This window comes from Bifidobacterium scaligerum, assembly GCF_002802865.1.
Classification (GTDB): domain Bacteria; phylum Actinomycetota; class Actinomycetes; order Actinomycetales; family Bifidobacteriaceae; genus Bifidobacterium; species Bifidobacterium scaligerum.
Genome location: NZ_PGLQ01000003.1, coordinates 221,306 through 244,451, shown reverse-complemented (window position 1 = coordinate 244,451; position 23,146 = coordinate 221,306). Strand labels below are relative to the sequence as shown.

Sequence of the window (23,146 nt, the reverse complement as noted above, 5' to 3'; positions counted from 1 at the left end):
AGGGAGCGGAAGCATGGGCGTGGCGTTAACACTTGGGGACATCAAGCCCGGCATCGCCATCGCCGGCGTCATACCGGGACAATCGGTGACGGTGGTCGCGGCCATGCCGATGGGCGCTGCCATCGACCTGTTCTATACGACAGCCGATGGCGGCACCGGCCGTGAAATCATCGACGCGGATGCCGTCGGCCGACTACGCATCGTCCGTCCGGAGAGCGGTGGTCCCAAGTTCGACGCCGACCCGGACGAGTTTCGTCTGGCGGCGGAAGCACTGCGCATCAAGTACGCGGCGCTGTACGACCCAATGGCGGCGGTGTACTCATCGGACATCGACCCGCTGCCGCATCAGATTCGCGCGGTCTACGAAGACATGCTGCCGAAGGTGCCGTTGCGCTTCCTGCTCGCGGACGACCCCGGTGCGGGCAAGACCATCATGGCCGGTCTCTATATAAAGGAGATGTTGCTGCGTTCGGCGGCTGAACGCGTGGCCATCGTCTGTCCGGGAGGTTTGGCCGAGCAATGGCGTGACGAGCTCGGGCAGAAGTTCTCGCTCGACTTCGAGGTATTCGAGCCGGGCATGCGGTTCGCGTCGCCATCGGGCAATCCGTTCCGCGACCATGACAGGCTCATCCTTCGCATGGACCAAGTGGCCCGCAACGATGAACTGGCGACCATGATTGGCGAAGTACATTGGGACATCGCCATCGTGGACGAGGCACATCGCATGAGCGCGCATTTCAAGAATCAGTTCGGTGAAGTGGACCGCACCAGCCGTTTCCGGCTGGGCGAGACGCTGGCCGAGACGGCCGAGAACCTACTGCTGATGACGGCGACACCGCATTCCGGCAAAGAGCAGGATTTCCAGTTGTTCATGTCCCTGCTGGACCGCGACCGGTTCGCCGGGCGCTACAAGCCGGCCAAGCATCGCAAGACAGATACCAAGGGGCTTATGCGACGCATGGTCAAGGAGGACCTGCTCACATTCGACGGCAAGCCGTTGTTCCCCGAACGGCATGCCGAAACAGTGGCCTATGAGCTGTCGGAGGGAGAAGCGGGACTGTATCGGGACGTGACGAATTACGTACGTTCCGGAATGAACGCGGCCGCCAAGTTGCTGCAAGCGGATGGCAGGCGCGCCAACAGCATCGGCTTCGCATTGACGATTCTGCAACGTCGTCTGGCGTCCAGCCCGGAGGCGATTCTCCAGTCGTTGATGCGTCGTCGCGACCGGCTTTCGGAGCTGCTGCGTCGCATCGAGGAGAATCCGGAATCCATCGCGGACATGTTTGAGCCGGCCTCGAACGAGCCGACTGACATGGACATTTATGACGACATGTGGGATGAGACTGACGAAAACGGTCAACAGCAGCTTGAACTGGAGCTGGACCAGGTAGTCGATTCCGCGACTGCCGCCCGTACCAAGGAAGAGCTTGCAGCAGAAATCAGCGTGCTTGATGGGCTTGTGAACGAGGCGAAGACGGTGCGTGCGTCCAGTGTAGATGCGAAATGGTCGCAGCTGAGCGACATTCTCCAACAGCACGTGCTGGACGTGGGCACCGCCGAACTACCGCACAAAATGATTGTGTTCACCGAACATCGTGACACGTTGACCTATCTGGAACGCCGCATCGCAACACTGCTTGGGAAACCGGAGACCGTGACGGTGATTCACGGCGGCATGAACCGTGACGAACGTAAGGCCGTGCAGGAGCGTTTCGTCAACAACCCCGATGTGCGCATCCTCGTGGCCACCGACGCCGCCGGCGAGGGCCTGAACCTTCAGCGCGCCGATTTGATGGTCAACTATGACCTGCCATGGAACCCGAACCGCATCGAACAACGCTTCGGACGTATCCATCGCATCGGCCAGAAACGCACCTGCTTCTTGTGGAACCTCGTGGCGAAGAACACTCGCGAGGGCGAGGTGTACGGCAAGTTGCTGGGCAAAATCGAGACGATGGGCAAAGCCTACAGCGGTCGTCTGTTCAACGTGCTGGGCGATGGCAAAGCGTTTGACGGAGAGCCGCTTAAGGAGTTGATGATTCGGGCCATCCGGTACGGTGACGACCCCACAGTGCAGGCCAAGCTCGACCAAGTCATCGATAGCAGCGTGCAACAGGGTTTGGATGAGCTCATCAACGAACGGTCCGCGCACCCGGAGATGTACCCAAACCTCGACGTACAGGAAGTCCGCAAACTTATGGAGCAGACCCGTGAACGCAAACTCCAGCCGGGTTACATCTCCGCATTCTTCCTGCCGGCCTTCCAACGACTCGGTGGCACCGCACGGCAGCGCGAGGCAAGTCGGTGGGAACTGACTCACGTACCGGTCGCCATACGCAAGTGCGCCGAACGCCGCGACCGGCATCGCACGGTGTCCGATGCCTACGAGCGCATCACGTTCGAGCCTCGCCGCACACATATCGGCAACGGCAAGCCGGAAGCGTTGCTCGTCGCACCGGGAACGCCGCTGCTGGACGCAGTCACCGAGCTCATCATCGACAGGTACGGCGAGGCACTGGACCACGGCACGGTGTTCGTGGACCGCACCGATACCCAGCCGGATGAACCGACACTGATGATGGCCGCCGAACAGACCATCACCGACGCGAAGGGCGAGCCGGTTTCCCGACACTTCGACTATCTCCAGCTCGGTGAACACGACCAGCCTGTATTCTCACCGGCTCCACCGTATTTGGACTACGAGAGTCCCATTGACAGCGAGCAGAAGGCTGTGATGGAACTGCTTAATGCGGCATGGCTGCGCGGCGACCACGCGGACGAGATGCGCCGCTTCGTCTACGAGCAGGGCACCAAGCCTCGCCTCGCCGAACTGCAAGCACGTAAGACCGCCGAGAACGAACACGTGCTTGCCCAGGTCAGGAGCCGCCTGAACGCGGAAATCGAATACTGGTACGGCGAATACAACAAGCTCTCCGAAGACGAGCGGCACGGCAAACACAGCAAGCGTATGACAACCGGTTTGGCCCGGAAACGCGCCAAGGAGATGGAAGACCGACTCGCCCAGCGTGAACGGGAGCTCACGGAGGAAGTGCGGCTTCGGGCCAAACCTGCTGTCATCCGTGGTATGGCGCTTGTCGTGCCGGAACGACTCATCGCCGCTGATTCGGCGGCTAGCGAGATGGAGTCCAAGCCGTTCGCCAAGAGCGCCGAGGAAGTGGACCGCCGGGCAGTCGCCCTGACCATGCGCATGGAATGTCAGCTCGGGCATACGCCTACGGAGATGCCGCACAACAACAAGGGCTACGACATCAAATCCATTGACGCCCAAGGCTACATCCACTTCATCGAGGTCAAGGGCAGGATAGACCTTCCCGAAGCGGACACGTTCACCGTCACGGCCAACGAGGTCGCCTTCGCCCAATCTCAGGGCGACCGTCACAGGCTCGCGCTCGTTCGTGTCAGTCCGGCCGGGCCGGAGCATGACGTCATCCGGTACGTCGCGCACGCCTTCGACCACATCAGTCCAGCCGATTCAACGCGCTCGTTCAACGAAAAACTGGACGACTACTGGAGGCACGGCTATGCGCCAGACGTGAGTCGTTCTTAGGCGAAGTACCTCTGTTGGTGAATAATCGTAGACAATAGTGAATAGTAAAGGACACCAACAGCCATGACGGACACGCCACGCAGGAAGAAGCTCATCGAGACGGGTATCCCCCTCAAGAAGATAAATGAGGAATCCGCCCGCGAGAAGTCACTCCGTCACGGTCTGCCTTCGACGCTTCACCTGTACTGGGCACGCCGTCCATTGGCGACGACACGTTCCATCCTGTTCGCCCAGCTGGTCGACGACCCCGCTTCCCATCCCGAGAAGTTCCCGACCGTTGAGGAGCAGGACGAGGAGCGTTCCCGTCTTCACCGTCTGATGGAACGTCTCGCTCGTTGGGAGAACATCAACGATGCGGAGCTGTACCGTGAGGCGAACCGTCTCATCGAGGAGTCCTCGGGGAAGGTCGCCGTGCTCGACCCGTTCGCAGGCGGCGGCTCGATTCCGTTGGAGGCTCAGCGTCTCGGACTGGAATCCCATGCATCCGACCTGAATCCGTTGCCTGTCATCCTCAACAAGGCTCTCATCGACTTTCCCGCAAGGTTCTGCGGCCAGGCTTCCGTGAACCCCGAGGCGAAAATCTCTTCGGTGAACCGTGCCGAGGGCATGGCGGACGACATCCGCTACTACGGCAAGATGCTTCGCGATAAGGCGTTCGACAAGGTCGGCCATCTGTACCCGAAGGTCAAGGACGAGAACGGTGAGGAGCGCACCGTCATCGCTTGGATTTGGGCACGCACCGTCACCAATCCGAATCCCGCGAATCCCGTTCAGGTTCCCCTTGTCCGTTCGTGGTGGCTCAGCAAGAAGAAAGGTCACGAGGCTTGGATTAAGCCCGTCATTGAGGACGGTACCATCCGCTATGAGGTTCAGCACAACGCGGACGGTCCGACGGGCGATGCCGAAGGCACCGTCAGTGCCAAGGGGGCTATCTCCATCATCGATGAGACACCAATCGACCTCAAGTACATCCGCAACGAGGGAAAGCACGGTCGTCTCGGGAACGTCCTTATCGCAGTTGTCGCCGAAGGTGACAGGGGACGCTTGTACATCTCACCCGATTCGCAACAGTCGGACGCAGCTGACGTCCCCAAACCGGACGACATTCCGTTCGAGCTGTTGCCAGATAAGGCTTTGGGCTTCCGTGTTCAGGCATATGGATTCAAGATGTGGTCAGACCTGTTCACGAACCGTCAGCTGACGGTTCTGACGACATTGGCGGACACGGTGTCGGATGTCCGTGGACAGGTTCTCAAGGATGCGTTAGCCAAGGGGCTTCCGCAAGGCGAACCTTTGGATGCTGGCGGTACTGGAGCACAGGCGTATGCCGATGCGGTCAGCGTGTATCTAGCCCTTGCCGTCAGTCGTCAGACGGACCGCTGCTCGTCTATTGCCAGCTGGCAGAACATTGGCGAGAAGATTCGTAACGTGTTTGCCCGTCAGGCAATTTCAATGACATGGGATTACGCGGAAGCCAATCCGTTTTCCTCGAAGTCAGGCAACTTCCTTGGTCAGGTGAACTGGGTAATGGAAGCTATCCAGAACGTTCCTTCACGACCGCAAGGAGAAGCTCATCAGGCGGACGCCGCTGCACGAGACTACGTCAATGTGGTGGTCTCCACCGACCCACCGTATTACGACAACATCGGGTATTCCGACCTATCCGACTATTTCTACGTGTGGCTTCGTCGTATGCTCCGCAAAGTGTTGCCCTCAACCGTTCTTACAGCATTGACACCGAAGACACAGGAGTTGGTTGCCAACCCGTATAGGCATAATGGTCGAGACGGAGCCGCCGAGTTCTTTGTTGATGGTTTCAATCATGTGTTTGCACATATCCGAGAGACGGCAAACACCGAAATGCCTATGACTGTGTACTACGCATACAAGCAGCAGGACGAGAAGAGTGGCACGTCAACTGGTTGGTACGCATTGCTTGATGGTCTCATTAAAGCAGGGTGGGAGATTACCGCGACATTACCTGTGCATAGTGAAAGGCAAGGAAGAACACGTCAGATAAATTCCAACGCCCTCGCTTCCTCCATCGTTCTTGCTTGCCGTCCTCGTCCTGAGGATGCCCCATCGGTGACGATGCGTATTTTCAACAGCGTTCTGCGTTCGGAACTGACTGAAGAACTGCGTACATTGATGACATCTGGAATCGACCCTGTCGACTTGAGTCAGGCTGCCATCGGGCCGGGTATCAGCGTGTATTCTCGGTACTCCCGCATCCGTGAAGCTGACGGTTCGGATATGCCGGTCCAGAAGGCGTTGGAAATCATCAACCGTACCGTCGATGAGGTCATGGGCGATGCGGATTCCGATTACGACCCGGATACTCGTTTCGCTGTGAAATGGTACCAGTCATACGGCTGGAATCAGGAGAACACCGGCATGGCCGACCAGCTGGCCCGTTCCTGCGGTACGTCCCCTGACACGTTGGTGCGCGGTGGCATGTTCGAGGCTGCCGGCGGTAAATCGAGACTGTTGACTCCCGCCGAAATGGCAGACGAGTACTGGCACCCGTTGCAGGACGACCATGTGAGTCTGTGGGAGGCGTGCATCCGCATGGCCGGCATCCTCGATGCCAAGGGCGTGGATAAGGTCGCCCCAGTCATGGCCGAGGCTGGTGAACTATTGCCGTTAGACTACATCCGCGCATTGGGCTTCCGCATGTACCACGAGGCAGAGAAACGCAAGGACACCGAAGGCGCCATCCGCTTCAACAACCTCGTGTCCATGTGGGATGACCTATCGGTCAAGGCATCGACGGAGAACGTCGCCCGCCCCGCCGTGCAGGGAGAGCTGGACGTGGCGTAGTCAGGATTCGGGATAAAGGAGTTCCATCATGGCGATAAACAACAGAGACCGCGTGGGCAAGGCGTTCGACTTCCTTTCCGAAGGACTGGTGGACCCGGTCGATGAAGTGATGGCCGGTGTGTTCCATACGTCGGATTGGACCGATGCGTGGGCGCGCGCCGACCAGCAGAAATACGGTACGCCGCTGCGCACGCTGAACAAGAACGACGTACAGGTGCAGCTGCGCGCCATCACCGAATACGGGCGCGAGTTCAACAGCATCCTGTCGCGAGCCCAGCAGTCGTACGCATCCGAACTGCGTGAGACCAGAAACCAATGGGCACACAGCCAGCCGTTCACGTCCGATGAGACCATCCGCGCCCTGAGCACCATCGAGCTGCTGCTCAATGCAGTCAACGCGCCAGATTCGGCCGCCGACGTGCGCAGCCTGCGCGACACGTTGCAACGCACCGTGTACGAGGACCACACGCGCAAGGCCAGCCAGCGCAAGATTCTCTCCGTGGACGCCACGCAAGGCATGAAACCGTGGCGCGAAGTCATCAAACCACATGAGGACGTAGCCAGCGGCAAGTTCACGGCATCGGAGTTCGCCGCGAACCTGTACGATGTGGCGGTCTCCAAGAGCGCGTGCGTGCCGGGCAATGCATATGGCGACCCGGTCGAGTTCTACAACCGCACCTACCTGACCGAAGGCTTGCGCGACCTGCTCACGCGTGCCATCCGCCGTCTCGTGGGAGATAACAGCGGCTCGCCCGTGGTGAACCTGCAAACCAACTTCGGCGGTGGCAAGACCCACTCACTGCTCGCCTTGTACCATCTTTTCGGTGAGAAATCGGTGGTCGAACTGTCCTCGGACGTGCAGAACCTCGTGGCGGGACTCGGCGTCCCTGCATGGACTCCCGGTCTGGTGCATCGCGCGGCTATCGTGGGCAACCAGCTCAACGTCGCCAAGCCGAGCGTCAAGATGGATGGAACTCAAGTGCGTACCATCTGGGGCGAGCTTGCGTGGCAACTTGGCGGAGCCGAAGGATACGCCATGGTCGCCGAGAACGACCGGGCCGGCAAACCGCCGGCGGATTCCCTCGACCAGTTGTTGCGCCGGTACAGTCCGTGCCTCATCCTCATCGACGAGTGGGTAGCATACGCGCGCCAGCTCGTCGGCCGCGACGACCTACCGGCCGGCACGTTCGAGGACCAGTTCACGTTCGCCCAGACACTGACCGAAACGGCGTCGGCGGTACCGCACTGCATGCTCGTGGTCTCCATCCCCGCATCCGAGGACGGCGGCAAGGCCAGCAACTTGGAAGTCGGCGGCGAAAACGGCCAGGCGGCATTGCGCCGCCTGCAAATGGTGGTGCGACGCCAAGCCGACCAATGGCGTCCGTCCACACGCGACGAGTCATTCGAAATCGTACGCAAGCGTCTGTTTGAGGAGCCCGATGCGGAAGCGCAGGCCCAAATCGCGCTCACGGCCAAACGGTTCGTGGACATGTACCGGGCCGATGCGAAGTCGTATCCGACCGAAGTGACCAGTACTGACTACGACAAGCGCATTCGCGCGTCGTACCCCCTGCATCCCGAACTGCTGGACCGGCTCTACGAGGACTGGTCGAGTCTGGAGAACTTCCAGCGTACGCGCGGCGTGCTGACCTTGGTGTCGTCCATCATCCACGAACTCTGGGCAGGCAACGACACGAACCCGCTGATTCTGCCCGGTAACGTGCCGCTGGATTCCGAGACGGTCTACTCGAATCTCGCCCAATACCTGCCCGACTCATGGAAGGCCATCATCGATACCGACGTGTCAGGACCGCAGTCCACTGCCGCGCAAATCGACAACGACCGTCCGGCGCTCGGCCAGCGCGTATTGACTCAGCGCATCGCCCGGACAGTGTTCATGGGTTCCGCGCCGCGTGCCGGACTGCCCAACAGGGGTATCGGCGTGCAAAGCGTATGGTTGGGCACCGCCATGCCCGGCGACGTGTCCGGCAATTTCGGCACAGCTGTCAGCCAGTTGGAACAGCGTTCCACGTACTTCTTCGCCGAAGGTTCCACCTATCGGTACAGCCTCCAGCCATCCATCACCAAGACCGCTCGCGACTACGCCGACCGCCTGCGTGAGGACCCGGAAAGCGTGTACAACGAAATCGTCACACGGCTCCAGTCGTCGGAAGGCTCAGCAGGACGGCGCGGCAAGTTTCGCCGCGTATGCGTCGCGCCCGACGGTACCGACGTCATCCCCGACAGCGACCAGGTCGCGCTCGTCATCATGCACCCGCGTTGGACCGTAGCCAAGGGGGAAAGTGAATCATCGGAAGCCAAGCAGTGGATTCGCGACGCGATAGAACATCGCGGCTCTGCGCAACGTGCTAACCGCAACATGCTCGTCTTCCTCGCCGCCGACCGCAACCTGCTCGGCTTCGCTGAGGACGCGGCCCGCTCCTACCTCGGCTGGAAGCGCGTCGCCGACAACGAAGTGCAGCTCAACCTCACACGGCAGCAGGTCGAACAGGCCAAGAACGCTATGGCCGGTTTCAACAAGACGGTGGAGGAACGCATCCGCAGCGCATACTGCTGGTGCGTGTATCCCGAACAGCTTGACCCCAAGAGCGCATACCGATTGGCCGACATGCGCATCTCCGACAGTGGTGGCGACTCCATGGCCGAACGTACCGGAAGCCGTCTGCAAAGCGAGGACGCGCTCAGTGACCAGTACGCTCCCGGCTCGCTCGGCTACGACATCCACCAGTATCTTCAGTCTGCGTTCGTGGATGGTGTGCTGCCGGCAAAGACCGTGTGGGAGTGCATCACACGGTTCCCGTACATGCCTCGTCTCGCCGACCGCGAAGTGTTCGACAACGCCATTACAGGGGCCGCCGGTGCGGTGTTGACGGCCGATGACCGGTTCGCGGTCGCCTCAGGGAAATACGAGTCCGGGCACTTCCAGAATCTCATCATCCCCGGCGTGACCGATACCGCGCAAGCCGTGGTACAGGTCACCGATTCCACACTCATCGTGGACTGGGATACGGCGATGGCCGACTTGGAAGCATGCCGTGCCGAGGATGCGGCTGATAAACAGTCGCAGCTTGAATCGCATACCGGCGAGTTCGTGGCGCAGAGCATTGCCCATGCGCAGCAGCCGGATGTGCACAGGCCAAAGCATGCCGCACAGCCAAGTGCGGCATCGGTTCCGAACGGTGAGAGCGTACCGGCTCGCGAACCGGAGCCGGTTACGGTATCCAAGAAGCGTTACTACGGCACTGCCAAGCTTGACCCGGATTCTCTCAACCGCGACCTCGCACGCATCAACGAAGGCATTCTCGACCAGCTCAGGCTTGCCGGTGCGAACATCTCCATCAGCTTGGAGATTCACGCCGACGACGCCACAGGCTTTGACGAGAATGTCATCCGCATCATCGACAGCAACGCCAAAAACCTCAAACTCGACAACTCCGGCTTCGAGGAGGAATAGAGCGAGAGCGAGCACAGAGCGTAAGGTCCGCCGATGCGGATAACGCCCTGATGCTTCTTCTCGTTCATACAAGCCAAACAGCTGGCAACGTCGGCTGACTTGATTGTTTTATATAGAAACAACTGGCACGTAGTGGTGAGGCCGACGAGCTGATTGCTCGTCGGCCTCACCACTACGTGCCAGTTGAGATTATGAGAGAAAATCAGCTTCGCCGTCATCCTCGTCATTGGTTTCATATTGAACGTATTGGCGAAGGTCTGTCAACCAGTTGAATGTGATGGACTGCTCCAATGTCCAGCTTGCGTTACCGGTTCTCGTGCGTTGTAGGTAGCGGTCGCAAAGCTGTTGCTCATCGATATCGTGAAGCACTTGAGCGATGATGCCGGTGCGGGAGATGAGACGCGCGCCTGACGTGGCGTCTATCTGCGGGATGATTTGGTCGAGTTCTTCTTTGCTGGTCTTCGCAAAAAGCTCGTCGGGCTTGAAAGCATATTTGCATGTTTCCTGTATCGCGGATTTCAACAGTGCAGGATTCTTTGTGAGCTGTGCTTTTTGTTTTGACGTCATGGCGTGTCCTTTGACACTGATGGATTCGATGTCGATTACTGCGCCGTTGGACCATGCTTTCTTTTCGTTTTGCAACGCCTTATCGTAGGCGACAGTACCAGACTCGCATTGTTTGACTTGAGCTTGAGCTTGCTCGATAACTTGTTCCACGTCAGTGCGGCTCATGCTCATAAACTGTTGCCATCGGGCTGTCTGAAAATCATCGTGTGTTATCCCTTTTGCCCCATCCTGCCTGATGATGGAGTTTACGGCTTTCTGGACGGCGCTGGTCCATTCCAACTTCCACCACAGGTGGTCTTTGTATAAGTGATTGGCCTCTACGATGTCACCTTTGTAGTCGTGTCCCTTCGTGATGTCGTCCTTATGGAGTTGGTCATGGTAATAGGCTCCCAATGTTGCGAAAATCATGTGGGCGTGTACGTGCCATTCGCCGCCCGCCCGAATGTCGGTTATCTTCTGACGAAGTCCACTCAGTTGCATGTCGGTCAAGTCGTGCGCAGATTCGTGTTGCTGTAGCTGGTATTCCAGCTCGTGCAGCCCCTCATTGATGAAGTGATTGGTGGCTTCGTCGCTGCGCGTGGTGCCGACGATACCTTGCGTGAATACTCGCTCGCGTTCGCTCATATTGTGATGGGTGTCCGTGTGAGTGAGGTTACGAACGGCGAAATTGAGTACGCGGATACCGAGTGCAAGGTCGTCAACGTTAGGCATGGTCCCAGTGAAGAATGCAGGAGTCGCGAACTGCATCGCGGTAATCTGCTCATACAGTTCATCGGGCAGTAAATTCCGGTAGCATTTGGGGTTAAAAAGACAATCGAGTGCCGCGCCAACGCGCAGCTGATTGCGGACAGCTCTGCGCCCCATGCAGATGTTGCAGGTCTTTTGGTTGCAGAACCATGCGTGCGCTAGCAGGCTGCGTCGAACATTGCCGTCGGTCATGGTCTCGAACGTCAACTTTTCCGCACAGTCGGTCAGCTTCGCCGCCGTCTTTGCGTTTCCCAGTCGCTGGTAACTTGCGATGATGCGACTCTGCTGTTTTTTCTGGATGGCGATGTTTTGCGCGGTTCTGTTGTCCTCGATGACATCTTCCAACAGGTGACGACTGTTGATGTCGTGATGAAGTCGGTCAAGAATCGTCTGTGAGTCAGACGGTTCCTGCAAACCGCAGTTCTCCAGCGTGGGGTATGGACCACATACTGCGGAAGTGCGGCCGCCAGGCAGACTCGTCTGGTCGGGATAGGAGATAATGAGCCCCAATCGCGCTCGTGTCATTCCCACATATAGCAACATGTCCGACTCGTCGCTGCGGTCGCCCCAGACGGCGCGGCTCACGCCCATCAGAATGATGATGTTCGCTTCATCGCCCTTGTATGAATGGATAGTGCGGAAAGCATCCTCGTTTACTGGCATGCCGCGTTCTGCAAGCGTTCGTTTCAGTTCTCGGAACTGACTGCGACGCCACGCGAGAAACCGGATATTGCTTGCCGCAGTGTGACCGTCGGCCAACAAGCCTTCAACAATGTCAGTGATTTTCTCGGCTTCATCCTGTTCATTGTTCGCTCGTATCAGCTGGGGCGTCATACCGGCCGTGGCGTTCTTGGCGGCTTTGATGTTGTCCCCGAACACGTGGTTCGCGGCATCGACTATCTCTGGTGAGCATCGGTGATTGACGGGAAGCTCCAGCGTTTGGTCGAAATGGTTGCCATTGCGGAACCAATCAGGTGCCGCGCCTTGGAAAGACATGATGCCTTGCCGCCAATCGCCGGCGACGATGGTCTGCATCGTCGTGGCGGTGATGCTTTCTACCAGTTGTATTTGCGTAGGGTTAAGGTCTTGCGCTTCATCCACGCCTAGTATTTCGAACTGGAAACCAGATTTTGGGTAGTGCTGCGCGGCGAGTAGCTCGATGGTCGGCCATTCGGCGCTGTAAGTGTTCTTGCATCGTTCGGTGTATTCCTTCAGAACGGCTTTGAGATATTCGGATTCGGGTTGCTCGTTGGGATGCATGGCGTAATACGTCGTGTCATGCATCATTTGTTTCAGCGTGATGCGTTCGTGTGGCTGTTTTTCCATGCAGGTTTTTCGGATGTCGGTGAGGATTGCTTTCTTTTCCTTGTCGGTGATAGCGGTGACGTATATACCAGCAGCTTCTAGTATCCGTACGGCGAGCGAATCGAGTGTGCTTACGCTGGCGCCGTACACATCATTGTCTGCGAGTGCGCCATCGATGACGCGTGCGGCCTTGCGCGTGAATGCAACGACGGCTATGTGCTTCGCATCGTGAAGCGTCGCGGCGGCTGCGATGGCGTTAGCAAGCGTTCGAGTCTTACCGGCTCCGGCCGACGCAACGATGCGCAGCCGATGGGCAGTATTTCTCGCCGCCAGCAGCTGCCAGCGAGACATCTCCAGCTCACCATCATGGATTCGCTTTTGCAGAACACTATTACGATGTGCGCGTTCGAGCTGGCGCTCGTCCTTGGTGAGCGTCAGTTGTTGTGTGGTAGATATTGCTGTTGCGGACATGAAACACCTCCATGTTTCGTGCGTCCCACGGGAGGGAAGCCCGTGTAGTTGCTCTTGCGCCGGCGGTCACTGTCATGGTGACGGCCGGCGTCTGGTTTTAAGGGAATATAGAGAGCCGCTTAGTTTGGTGGCTGTCGTTACGGCATGTGCCGATTGAGAGGGAACGCCTATGCATCGGTACATGTTCGAGCATTCGTCATGCTCTGGTCGTCAAATCGACGCCGCCCCATAGAGGACCGCCGTTGGAATCGGCCATCACGACGCGCGCAAGTTGTTCGGTGCCGGTCGCCGTGATGCCGCGACGAATCGCATGCGCGGTCGTTTCGCTGGTCGCAATCCAAACGACTTGTGAGTAGGCGTCGCGGCTTTGACGCGTGGTGTAGCCGGCCATCGTGGCGATGTAGTCGTTTACGGGCTTGCGTGTCAGCTCGACCTCGATGGCTATGGACTGGTGGAACGGCCGGGCAAGAACCAAGTCAGGCCTGTGGTCAGTCAGCGCAATGACGGTACTATCCGATTCGGCGTATACATCGCTGACTATGCGTTGCTCGCGCGTATTCCACGCTTCGCCATGCGCCATGACAATCCACGGCCACGACTGATATGGATTCCCTCCGGCCCAAGCTCGGTACGCAACATCATCGCGTTGCGTATCCATAAGATGCAGCATCTGCGTCACGGCCTGGTCGCGTTTGCCGGACTGGCGTAACCGGCTTTCGGCCATGCGCATGTCCGCCTCGCAAACCAATCCCGCCTCGTAGTCCTCCATCTGCACGCGAATGTTCTCCCATTCATCGTCGGGTAGGTGTAGCACGTTGTCGCCGTGCGCAAGTTGCGATGCGATGCTCGACACGGCCAACGCATGCGCCGAAGCATCTGCGGCTCTCAATGGTGGTGTTTCCAATTCCAGCAGCGGGATGAGTTTGGGCGTTGGCGTGAACACGACGTGCGCACTCGGGCCGGTGATGACGCGCGCATAACCACGTTCCGCATAGGCATGTAATCGTCGGCTAATCCGGTAACGACTGGACAATGCCAGTCCGGAGAACCGGACGGCGCTCAGAATGCTGAGGCAACGGAACCTTAGCAACGCCTCCAGTACCCTTCGGTCGCCTTTGGTCGCTCGCAAAGTGCTGGTCATTTTGATGTCCTTCCCATTAGTACAGAGGGTGGTACGAGGCCGTCAGACGCGATGTATGACGGCTTGCCAGCCAATATCACAGAATGCGCATCAGATGCCATGTTCGATGGGGCCAGAAAACGCCTGACGCCGATAACGCCAGTGGAACGGGATTTTCGCCATGACAGTGTCGGTGAGCAAATCACGCATACCGTCGTCAGAAAGACAACAAAGACGGCAAGAATGCGGTTCGCACATCCGGCGTCGGGGCATGGTCATTCCATTGGAGAGCCGTCGTGGTCTGAGATATTGGGCCAGCTCTTGGTCGCCGCATACGCTTAGAGCCGCTGGAACGGGAGAACGACCCCGCCGGTGCCGGCAGGCGATGCGGCAATAATGAAGCGCGGCGGCGGAGCGAAAACGCGAGCGGCTTTTTCTTTTTTTTCGACGATATGTTCCCGACAACATCATTCCGAAAAAGGAGCAGCCATGCCAAGCGCCAAAGACCCCGCGATAATCCACATTTTCGGACCCGAGACGGCCGAGTTCTGCGTCAATCCCGGCCGGTGCATACTGACGCATCACAGGATGAGCGAGCTCAACGAAGAGCAAATCATCTCCGTCTATGCATCGGCCGGCATCGACCTTACGAAACCGCATCCATTGAGGAAGCCGTCACGCTGAGACCTGTCGGAGCGGTCGGCGCGTTTGCGGAAGCAGAGCGTGACTGCGTTGCGGAACGTTGACGCGACCTGCTGGAAACAGTGAAGTCCTTGCGCAGGGTGTGCGCCTTCATCTGCTCGTACACGAAATCGCCGAGGCCGCTCGTGGCGTTCTCCTTGCTGGCCGCGTACACGTGTTGGTAGTGCGCGGTCATTTCCGGACTCATGTGTCCGATGATGGTCTGCGTCACCTCGATGGGAACGCCCAGCCGCAGCAGCAGTGACGCCGTGATATGCCGGTTCGCATGCGGTCGCCAGTATTCGTCCCGGGTCAGCTTGTCGGATGGATGGCCGCCGCCGCGCCGGTAGAACGCCAGCAGCACGTCGTGCCAAATCTGGTAGTAGTCGTTGTATGTGTAGTTGGTGCCGTCCTCGCGGACGAACAACAGGCGGCACTGGCCGATGACTTCCTTGCTGTTCTCGTCCATGATGTCGATGTAGACATCATCCCTGCCTTGTTCGCGCAGTCGTTCCGTGATTTCGTTGCGCTGCCGTATGGCCTCATGCACGGCTGCGTCGTACGGGTGGTGCATCTGGAAGCGGCGTTCCTCGTGGTGCGATTTCAGATGATTGCAGACGTACCAGCCGCCGCCTTCCTTCTGCTTGAGCTGCTGGCGGATGACGAACTGGGGGACGCCGTTCTTCCCGTCGATGACGTCGCACGGCAAGCCCAGCAGTTCGGAGCGGCGCAGGCCGAGGAGCATCAGCTGTATCAACGGCCAATGCCTGTGCATCGGGCAATCCGGGTTCGCGAGCCATGACAGCACGCCCCACATGATGTCGGTGCGTTTGTCGATGGTGAGATTGTCGCGCGCCGCCGTCGGATTGGCCTTCCTGGGTTTCTCGTCGCAGCCGAGCATCGGGTTGCGCACGATGATGTTCTTGCGCACGGCGTAGTTCAGCATCGTGTTCAGCGTCGTCCACGTGTGCCACTGGGCCGAGTGCCCCAAGCTGTCCTTGTCCCAGCGCTTCTTCATGTTGTCGATGTCGCCTGATGTGAGTCGTTTGACGAAGCGGTTGCCGATTATCGGGAGCACGTGCGCCTCGATGTTGTTGCGGTACTTGCGCTTCGAGTCGCCGCCGGCGTTCTTGTCGCCCTTGAGCCACGTCTCCAGAAACATCGACACGGTCGGGTTGCTGCGCGTGCCCTTCGTGCCGCGCGTCCGCGTCTTCTCGGTCTGCGGCTGCGGTTCCGGGTTGTGTTCCTCGATTGCGATTTCCCGGATGCGTTCCACCTTGCGGCGCAGCGCGTCGCGCTTGGTGTGCGCGTAGACGCGGCACCTGCGCATCTTCCCGCCGCTCACTTGTTTCCAGTTGCACACGTACACGTCTTTGCCGCGCAGCTGCTGCACGTGCACCTCGCCGTGCGGCGAGCCGAGCACGATGGCGGGGTCCTCGCTCATCATGGTCTTGATGGTCATCTCGTAGTCCTCTTGGTATCCCATGCCATTCCCCTGAAACGATTGTCTGCGGAAGTGACGTCCCTGTCGTCGTTCCCATTGGTTTCAAGGTAAGGCCGATTCGTTCGTTCCTGCGAACGGGTTTTGGGGATTTTCCGGAGATGATGCCGGCGCGATTCCGTCGGCGGTTTTGTCGGCATTTTGCCGACAAAACGAAAAAGCCCGAAAACCGTTCTCTCGTAACGGTTTTCGGGACCTTCTGGCGGAGGATACGAGATTCGAACTCGTGAGGCTGTTACACCAACACGCTTTCCAAGCGTGCGCCATAGACCACTAGGCGAATCCTCCATGCTTGCGGTGTTTGCTTGAAGCAAGCTCCGTAGGCAACTTGAATAAAGTACCACAGGTTTTGGAAAAGCGCACGGTTGAGATGACTTCGGCGTGTCGCACTTGAATTGCGCGGCGGAACGTCTGATGCGGCGGGACGTTGGATCAGACGGTCGTTCGGGTATCGGGACGCCCGAAACATCCGAACATCCGAACATCCGAACATGAACGGACCATCCCGCAGCAGTGAATTTTCGGTGCCCCGTCGCCTGGCGCATCATCACGCGCCTTACGCTGTGAAATCATGTGGAATGTAGTGGCGTTTGTGGCGAACGTAGCGGAGGATACGAGATTCGAACTCGTAAGACGCTCGCGCCAAAGCACCCGCCGCATCGTTCATCTTGCCGCCCGTCTTGCCGATTGCCGCTCCGATCGTTACGGTCTTACCTCTCGTCACACCCTCAGTGCTCAAAGCACCCGCCACACCCTCGCCACCCGCCACACCCTCGTCGCCTACCTTGCCGCCCGCCACCCCTCCGCATTGTCCGAAACCGTCAAATCCCGCTTCCTCCCATACCTCCTGGCGCTCCTCGTCTGCTGGCTGCCTTGGATCGCGCTCACCTGGCCCGGCTCCATGCGTGACGACACCGTGGCCCAATACCTCCAAGCTTCGGGAATCCACCGCTACTACACCCAGCATCCGCTGTTCGACACCTTGACATTCGGCCTGTTCTGGCGACTCGGCGAAACGTTCGGCGGCGGCTCGCCGCTCGTAGGTCAGGCCGTTTACACTGCGTTCCAATCCGTCACGCTCGCCTCCGGTGCGGCCCTGCTGCTCTGCTATATCCGCAAACTTGGTGCCCCGCGCTGGCTCATCGGCCTCTCTTTGATCTATCTCGCCACCAGCTATGTGGTGGTCGGCTCGGTGACCACGATGGGCAAGGACTCCCTGCACACCGTCTTTTTCCTGCCGCTCGCCGTAGTGTTCGCTGAAATCTGCCTCACTCGCGGTCGGATTCTGGAACGTCGCCCAGTCGCAGCGGCATTCGTGGCTCTGCTGTTCGCTGCCGTCGTCTCCAAACGTACGGCTTTGGTGATCGTACTGTGCGCCGGCTGCGGTCTGTTGGCTGTGTGCCGAAAAGGAAAACCGCGATTCCGCACGTTCGCATGCCTCGCCGTCGCGTTGCTGCTCGCTCAGGGTGTCTGGTCGCCGCTTGCCGCCGCCGCGACGCACGCGAATCCGTCGCCCGGCCGTGAGGTCTGGGGCCTTATCACCCAGCCGGTCGCCCAGGTGGCGCACGATCATCCCAATGATCCCAACGCCATCACTGAGCCGCAGCGCGCCCGATTGAACGCCGTCATGGACCTCGACCGAGCCGCGGCGGACATCAATCCGCACCGCACCAACGAGACGTTCGCCACCCTGCGGGAGCACCCGGCACCGACCGTCGGGCAGAAACTCGCGGCCCTCCGCACGTGGACGGAACTGGGACTGTCCCACCCGGCTGAATACGTCAAGGCTTATGCCGGGCCGATTCGCGCGTGGTGGGATCCGTCGCTCAACTTCGCATACCCCACCGATTCCGACTACTTGTTCACACCCGGCTACCTGCAACAGTGGTCCACATTCCTGCCGCAAGGTGCAGGGGAAGCAACGCCGTCGGGAAGAGCGGGACAGGAGGCGACCGGGAAGTCAGAGGCCGAAGCAAAGGGCGCGCAAGAGGAAAGCAAAGCCGGCGAAGAACAAGCCGGGATCCCAAACGATGGGAAAGCCTCCGCCCAAAGTAGCGCCGTCCAAGGCAGCGCCGATCAAGACGCCGACGTGGCCGCTGCCGAACGCATCGCCGCCACTGAACGCGCACTCTCACCCCTGATGGGCACGTCGCGTCGGCCGCAGTGGCAATGCAACGTATTGCAATCAGTGCGTCAATGGGTGCGTAATAACAATCCGTTGACGGCGATGGCCCTGTACGTCACATGGATTCCGCTGATCGGCGGCCTTGCGTTGCTGACACAGGCCGTGGCACGGCGTACGAGACGAAACAATGCGGGCGACGAATGCTCCAAGGGAGACGAGCGAAACGTAAGTATTCCTCATAACGCCAACGTCGATCGTCCGCACGTCATCTGCCGGTCCGTCGGCGCCTCCCGGTCCGTCGGCGACCGTAACCGTCGCGATCGTCATCCCGTCGATCCCGTCGCCCCGGCGCTCGCCGCATACGGACTGCTGTTCTTCACCGTGCTCTCGCTGTACGCCTCGCCGGAAGCGCTGTTCTGGTATCCGATTCCGGTGTACTTCACGCTGCCGCTGTTCGTGGCGTTGCCGTTTGTGGCCGGTCGGGCGGACGGCTCGGCTCACGTGGGGATGCCGGAGTCCGCCGCGTCATCTCCGAACCCTGCCGCGCCACTGTCCGAATGATGACCGGAGGCCCCGCAGGTCTCGCTCAGGTTCGCTTGCAGTCCGTATGGTGAGACATTTTCGCCCTTAATGCAGGCCGTTTGCCGTTCTCAATACCTCGCAGAGCCGAAAAAATCAAGACTGTTGTTCCAACTTTTTTCTTCCTATCTTTAGGGAAGGTTTTTCGTCCGCGCGCGTTAGCGTGCCCTGAACGGTAAGAAACCTTACGAGAGGAAAGAAGAAGAGGATGGTTTCACGCGCGTCATCTGTGATCCGCCGCGTCCTGATGTCGGTTGTCGCACTGGTTCTGGCGTTGATTACCGTGATTGCGCTGGCCTGTGCGCCGGCTGCCTCCGGCACGACTGTTGCGCAGTCCGGTACGTTCGCGGCTCTCGGCCCGTCCGCAGCCTTTGCCGACGATACGGCCTCCGGCACGTCCAGCGCCACCGATTACGACACCTGGACCGCCATCGCCGACGCCATTAACGGCCAGCTCACGGATGCCCAGAAGCAGTACGCCGACGGCAACCGCTCCGGTGCCGCGTCCGGCTTCTCCAAGGCCCAGAATTCGACCTGGAACGCCTCGAACTTCTCCAAAGTCGTCTCCGATACGCTCGGCCAGGATAAGTACACCGCGCAACTCCAGCAGTTCCAGCAGCTCACGCGCCTTGCCTACCAGCCGGACCATCAGGCCGACATCGACTCGACCGTAACCGCGCTCACCGCGGACATCACCGCATCCGGCACCACGCTCGACTCCACCGCCAACCTCGCCAAGCCGCGCGATTACGCCAAGGCCCGCACCGAGAAGACCGAAAGCGAACGCAAGACGCTTGACGCCAACAAGGTCAACAAGAACACCGGTAAGGGAGACAAGACCTGGACCGACGTGGCGAACGAGATGACGCCCATCCTCGATCAGGCGCTTAAGGATTCCCAGGCCGGTAACGGCCGCAAGGGTGCCGACGGTGTGAACAACGCCTACTACCAGTACTACGAGAAGCTCGGCTTCGAGAAGAACGTGATGAACGCCATCGGCGGCGACCGCGTCTCCAAGGTGGAATCCACCTTCAAGAAGGCCCGCTACGCCATGGTGGACGGCGACAACAAAACCGCAGCCCAGGAAATCGACACTCTCAAATCCATGCTCGTCGAAGACGCGGGCAAGCTCGACGGCGGCGCGGCGGACAACGTCAACGGCTTCATCAAGTTCGTGACCAGCTCCATCGGTCAGGCCTTCCTGGTCCTCATTCGCGAGGGTCTTGAGGCACTGCTCGTGGTGGCCGCCATCATCGCCTACCTCATCAAGTCCGGCAACAAGCGCTTCGTCAAGTGGATCTACATCGGTGTGCTGGCGGGTATCGCCGGTGCCGGCGTGGTGGCCGCGATCTTCATGGTGGCCTTCGGCGGTTCCGGCCCGCTGCAGGAGATCATGGAAGGCGTCTGCGCGCTGGTGGCCATGGCCATGCTGCTGTGGACCAGCAACTGGATGCTCAACAAGAGTTCCGTAGAAGCCTGGAACCGTTACATTCGCACGAAGGCCGAAGCCGCCGTGGCCGCAGCCTCCACGCATGCCGAAGACGCTACGAAGACGACCTCCGGCACCGTGATTTCGCTGGCCCTGCTGAGCTTCCTCGCCGTCTTCCGCGAGGGCGCCGAAACCGTGATCTTCTACGAGTCCATCTATTCGATGACCCGCGATTCGCAGGGCATGTGGATCGGCGGCATCGCCGCGGCCGTGTTCCTGGTGATCATCTTCCTGATCATCCGATTCACGTCCGTCAAGATTCCGATCGGCCCGTTCTTCCTGGTCACCTCGATCCTCATGTCCGTGCTGGTCGTGATCTTCGCGGGCGGCGGCGTGCATTCGCTGATCGAAGGCGACGCGCTCTCCGGCATGTATCTGGAAGGCGTGCCTACCAACGATTGGCTCGGCATCTATCCGTACGTCGAAACGCTGGTGGCTCAGGCCCTGGCCGCCGTGGCCGTGATCGGCCTGTTCGTGGTCGGCTTCGTCAAGCAGCGCAAGGCCAAGGCCGCGCTCGCCGCCGGCAGCGTCGCCAAGTCCGGCGAATAAGCCGACCGAGCGTACCAAACACAAGATTTGTTGACTACTCAACAACCCAACAATAGAGATAAAGGAACAGTTATGAAGAAGAACAAGCTGGCTACCCTGCTGGCCCTCATCGCCTCCGGTGCCATGGCCTTCACCCTCTCCGCTTGCGGCAACACCAACTCCGCCTCCAGCGACACCAAGTCCACCGACTCCTCCAAGACCGCTGACTCCAGCAAGTCCGATTCCTCGGACTCCGGCGATTCCGCCGGCTTCGAGGAGATCCCGATCCCGGGTGCCGACGGCAAGGAAGATCAGAAGGTCGGCCCGCTGAACGTGGCCGCCGTCTACTTCCAGCCGGTCGATATGGAGCCGGCCGGCATGGGCCTGTCCGCCGCCGAGTCCAACCTGCACCTTGAGGCCGATATCCACGCTCTCAAGGACAACCAGCTGGGCTACGCCGAGGGCGACTTCATCCCGAAGCTGACCGTTGACTACGTCATTCAGGACAAGAACGACGCCAACAACAAGCAGGAGGGTACGTTCATGGAGATGAACGCCTCCGACGGCCCGCACTACGGTGCCAACCTGAAGCTCGACAAGGACGGCGAGTACACGCTGACCTTCAAGATCCACTCCCCGGAGGAGAACGGCTGGATGCTGCACGTGGACAAGGAGACCGGCGTGACCGGTCGCTTCTGGACCGAGCCGCTTGAGGCCACCTTCGACTGGGATTACACCGTCCACCAGTGGTGATGCCATCGCCTGCCGCACAGCAGACGAATCGGATTGAATAACAACGGGCATTCCGCCGCCGTGAAGGCGCGGAATGCCCTCATCGCGTTTTGCGGCCGGCATGCATATCCGGCTTGCCGGCGCACGTAAGGAGAACGAATGCTGGGCCAATACATACAGGCACTGCCCGGAATGCTCGGACCCTGCCTTCTGGTGATGAGCATGAGCGTGCTGCTCACCGTGGGAGAAGGACGCGACAAACCCATCAGCGCCAACTGGCGGCTCTACGGCTTGCTCGCCGGCCTCGCCGGAGCGTTCGTCTTCGCCGGCCTTCGCGCCACCGCCATCGTGGACCGTCGCTCCACGGTGAACCTCCCGGCCCTGATCGCCTGCGTGATCTTCGACGTGCTCGCCATCGTGGTGGTGCTAGCCGCCCGCAGACTCACGCGCGACTGGCATCACCATCGCGCGGCCTTGCACATCGGCAACGCCGTCGCCGCGCTGGCCATCGCGACCACCACGTTCTATGCCACGCCGGACGTGATTCTGCAGCTCACCAACTTCGTGGAACCCGGCGATTCCCCCTTCACCTCCGACATGCTCCTGCGTGCGCTCGGCTTCCTGCTGGGCATCGGCACGGCAGTCGTCGTGGCGGCCATCTTCCGCACCCTGCGCTCCACCGCCGTACGCTGGTCGTTTACGCTGGCCGCACTGCTGGTTGTGATCATCGGCCTGATTCGTCACGCCACCGAGCTGTTCTCCCTGATGATGAACATGCTGATTCTGGTGCTGCACGGCCCGGCGTTCCGCACACTGATCCTGTTCCACAACCACATGCTGGAGATGGCGATCGCCCAGGCTGCCGTGTTCGTGATTCCGGCCGTCGCCTCCGTCGTCGCCGGCTTCCGTATGCCGCGCACCGGCGCGAACGAAGCCATCGCACGCAGCCATATCGCCTTCAAACGTCGTTCCAAATTCACAGCGTTCTGGAGCGTACTGGTCATTGCCGCGGTAGGCGTCTCCCTGATCTGGGGCACCGCCGAAGCCAACAAAACCCCCGAACTGACGCCTCCGGAAGCCTACTCGCTGAAGGACGGCGTAGCCACGATCACCTTTGCCCAGGTCGCGGACGGCCACCTGCATCGCTTCGAATACAAGGCCAAAGACGGCACCGTCATGCGTTTCATCGTGATCAAGAAGAACGGCGGCGCGTACGGCATCGGCCTGGACGCATGCGAAACCTGCGGTGACGCCGGCTACTACGAAAAGGACGGCAAGATCATCTGCAAGCGCTGCGATGTGGCCATCAACCTGGCCACTATCGGTTTCAAGGGCGGCTGCAACCCGATCCCGTTCCCGTACAAGGTCTCCCAAGGCAAGATCACCATTCAGACCTCGGACCTTGATCCGCTCAGTCAGAACTTCAAGTAAGGAG

At 59.8% G+C, this 23,146-nt stretch carries 11 protein-coding genes and 1 tRNA gene; 7 read left to right on the top strand and 5 right to left on the bottom strand.

Features of this window, described 5'->3' with window-relative positions; translation table 11 throughout:
- The first annotated feature begins 13 nt into the window (after window positions 1-13).
- From CUU80_RS06830 to CUU80_RS06820, 3 genes are all read left to right on the top strand, one after another.
- The gene (locus CUU80_RS06830; protein ID WP_100496561.1) at window positions 14-3,571 is read left to right on the top strand and encodes a helicase-related protein; all 3,558 of its coding nucleotides are present in this window, start codon (window positions 14-16) and stop codon (window positions 3,569-3,571) included.
- A gap of 63 nt (window positions 3,572-3,634) precedes the next feature.
- Window positions 3,635-6,391 carry a DUF1156 domain-containing protein gene (locus tag CUU80_RS06825; RefSeq protein ID WP_100496560.1) on the top strand — a complete coding sequence of 919 codons (2,757 nt, stop codon included), beginning with the start codon at window positions 3,635-3,637 and terminating at the stop codon, window positions 6,389-6,391.
- A gap of 28 nt (window positions 6,392-6,419) precedes the next feature.
- On the top strand, window positions 6,420-9,866 hold the full coding sequence (locus tag CUU80_RS06820) for a DUF499 family protein (protein ID WP_100496559.1): 3,447 nt from the start codon (window positions 6,420-6,422) through the stop codon (window positions 9,864-9,866).
- A gap of 189 nt (window positions 9,867-10,055) precedes the next feature.
- On the opposite strand, the gene CUU80_RS06815 is transcribed toward CUU80_RS06820, so the two are convergent.
- From CUU80_RS06815 to CUU80_RS06800, 5 genes are all read right to left on the bottom strand, one after another.
- Window positions 10,056-12,956 carry a UvrD-helicase domain-containing protein gene (locus CUU80_RS06815; protein ID WP_100496558.1) on the bottom strand — a complete coding sequence of 967 codons (2,901 nt, stop codon included), beginning with the start codon at window positions 12,954-12,956 and terminating at the stop codon, window positions 10,056-10,058.
- 196 nt (window positions 12,957-13,152) lie between these two features.
- Complete coding sequence (locus CUU80_RS06810; protein ID WP_100496557.1) at window positions 13,153-14,097, bottom strand: hypothetical protein; 945 nt, start codon at window positions 14,095-14,097, stop codon at window positions 13,153-13,155.
- A gap of 90 nt (window positions 14,098-14,187) precedes the next feature.
- Window positions 14,188-14,688 carry a hypothetical protein gene (locus tag CUU80_RS10860; RefSeq protein ID WP_207760097.1) on the bottom strand — a complete coding sequence of 167 codons (501 nt, stop codon included), beginning with the start codon at window positions 14,686-14,688 and terminating at the stop codon, window positions 14,188-14,190.
- Between the two features lie 34 nt (window positions 14,689-14,722).
- On the bottom strand, window positions 14,723-16,243 hold the full coding sequence (locus CUU80_RS06805) for a tyrosine-type recombinase/integrase (RefSeq protein WP_100496556.1): 1,521 nt from the start codon (window positions 16,241-16,243) through the stop codon (window positions 14,723-14,725).
- Between the two features lie 215 nt (window positions 16,244-16,458).
- Window positions 16,459-16,546 (bottom strand) — tRNA-Ser (locus CUU80_RS06800).
- A 304-nt stretch (window positions 16,547-16,850) separates the two neighbouring features.
- Between CUU80_RS06800 and CUU80_RS06795 the strand changes: the two genes are divergently transcribed.
- The 4 genes from CUU80_RS06795 to CUU80_RS06780 all read left to right on the top strand — a co-directional run bounded on the left by CUU80_RS06795 (window position 16,851) and on the right by CUU80_RS06780 (window position 23,142).
- Entirely contained in the window at window positions 16,851-18,944 is a 2,094-nt protein-coding gene (locus CUU80_RS06795; RefSeq protein WP_133119403.1) for a DUF6020 family protein, read from the top strand.
- A 226-nt stretch (window positions 18,945-19,170) separates the two neighbouring features.
- Window positions 19,171-21,000, top strand: coding sequence for an FTR1 family iron permease (locus tag CUU80_RS06790; RefSeq protein ID WP_100496554.1), 1,830 nt, complete (start codon window positions 19,171-19,173; stop codon window positions 20,998-21,000).
- Window positions 21,001-21,072: 72 nt separating this feature from the next.
- Window positions 21,073-21,732 (top strand): iron transporter, encoded by a 660-nt coding sequence (locus CUU80_RS06785; RefSeq protein ID WP_100496553.1) that lies wholly within the window; start codon window positions 21,073-21,075, stop codon window positions 21,730-21,732.
- A 138-nt stretch (window positions 21,733-21,870) separates the two neighbouring features.
- A complete protein-coding gene (locus CUU80_RS06780; protein ID WP_100496552.1) occupies window positions 21,871-23,142 on the top strand; it encodes a Fe-S-containing protein in 1,272 nt (423 codons plus the stop codon).
- The last annotated feature ends 4 nt before the right edge of the window (window positions 23,143-23,146 follow it).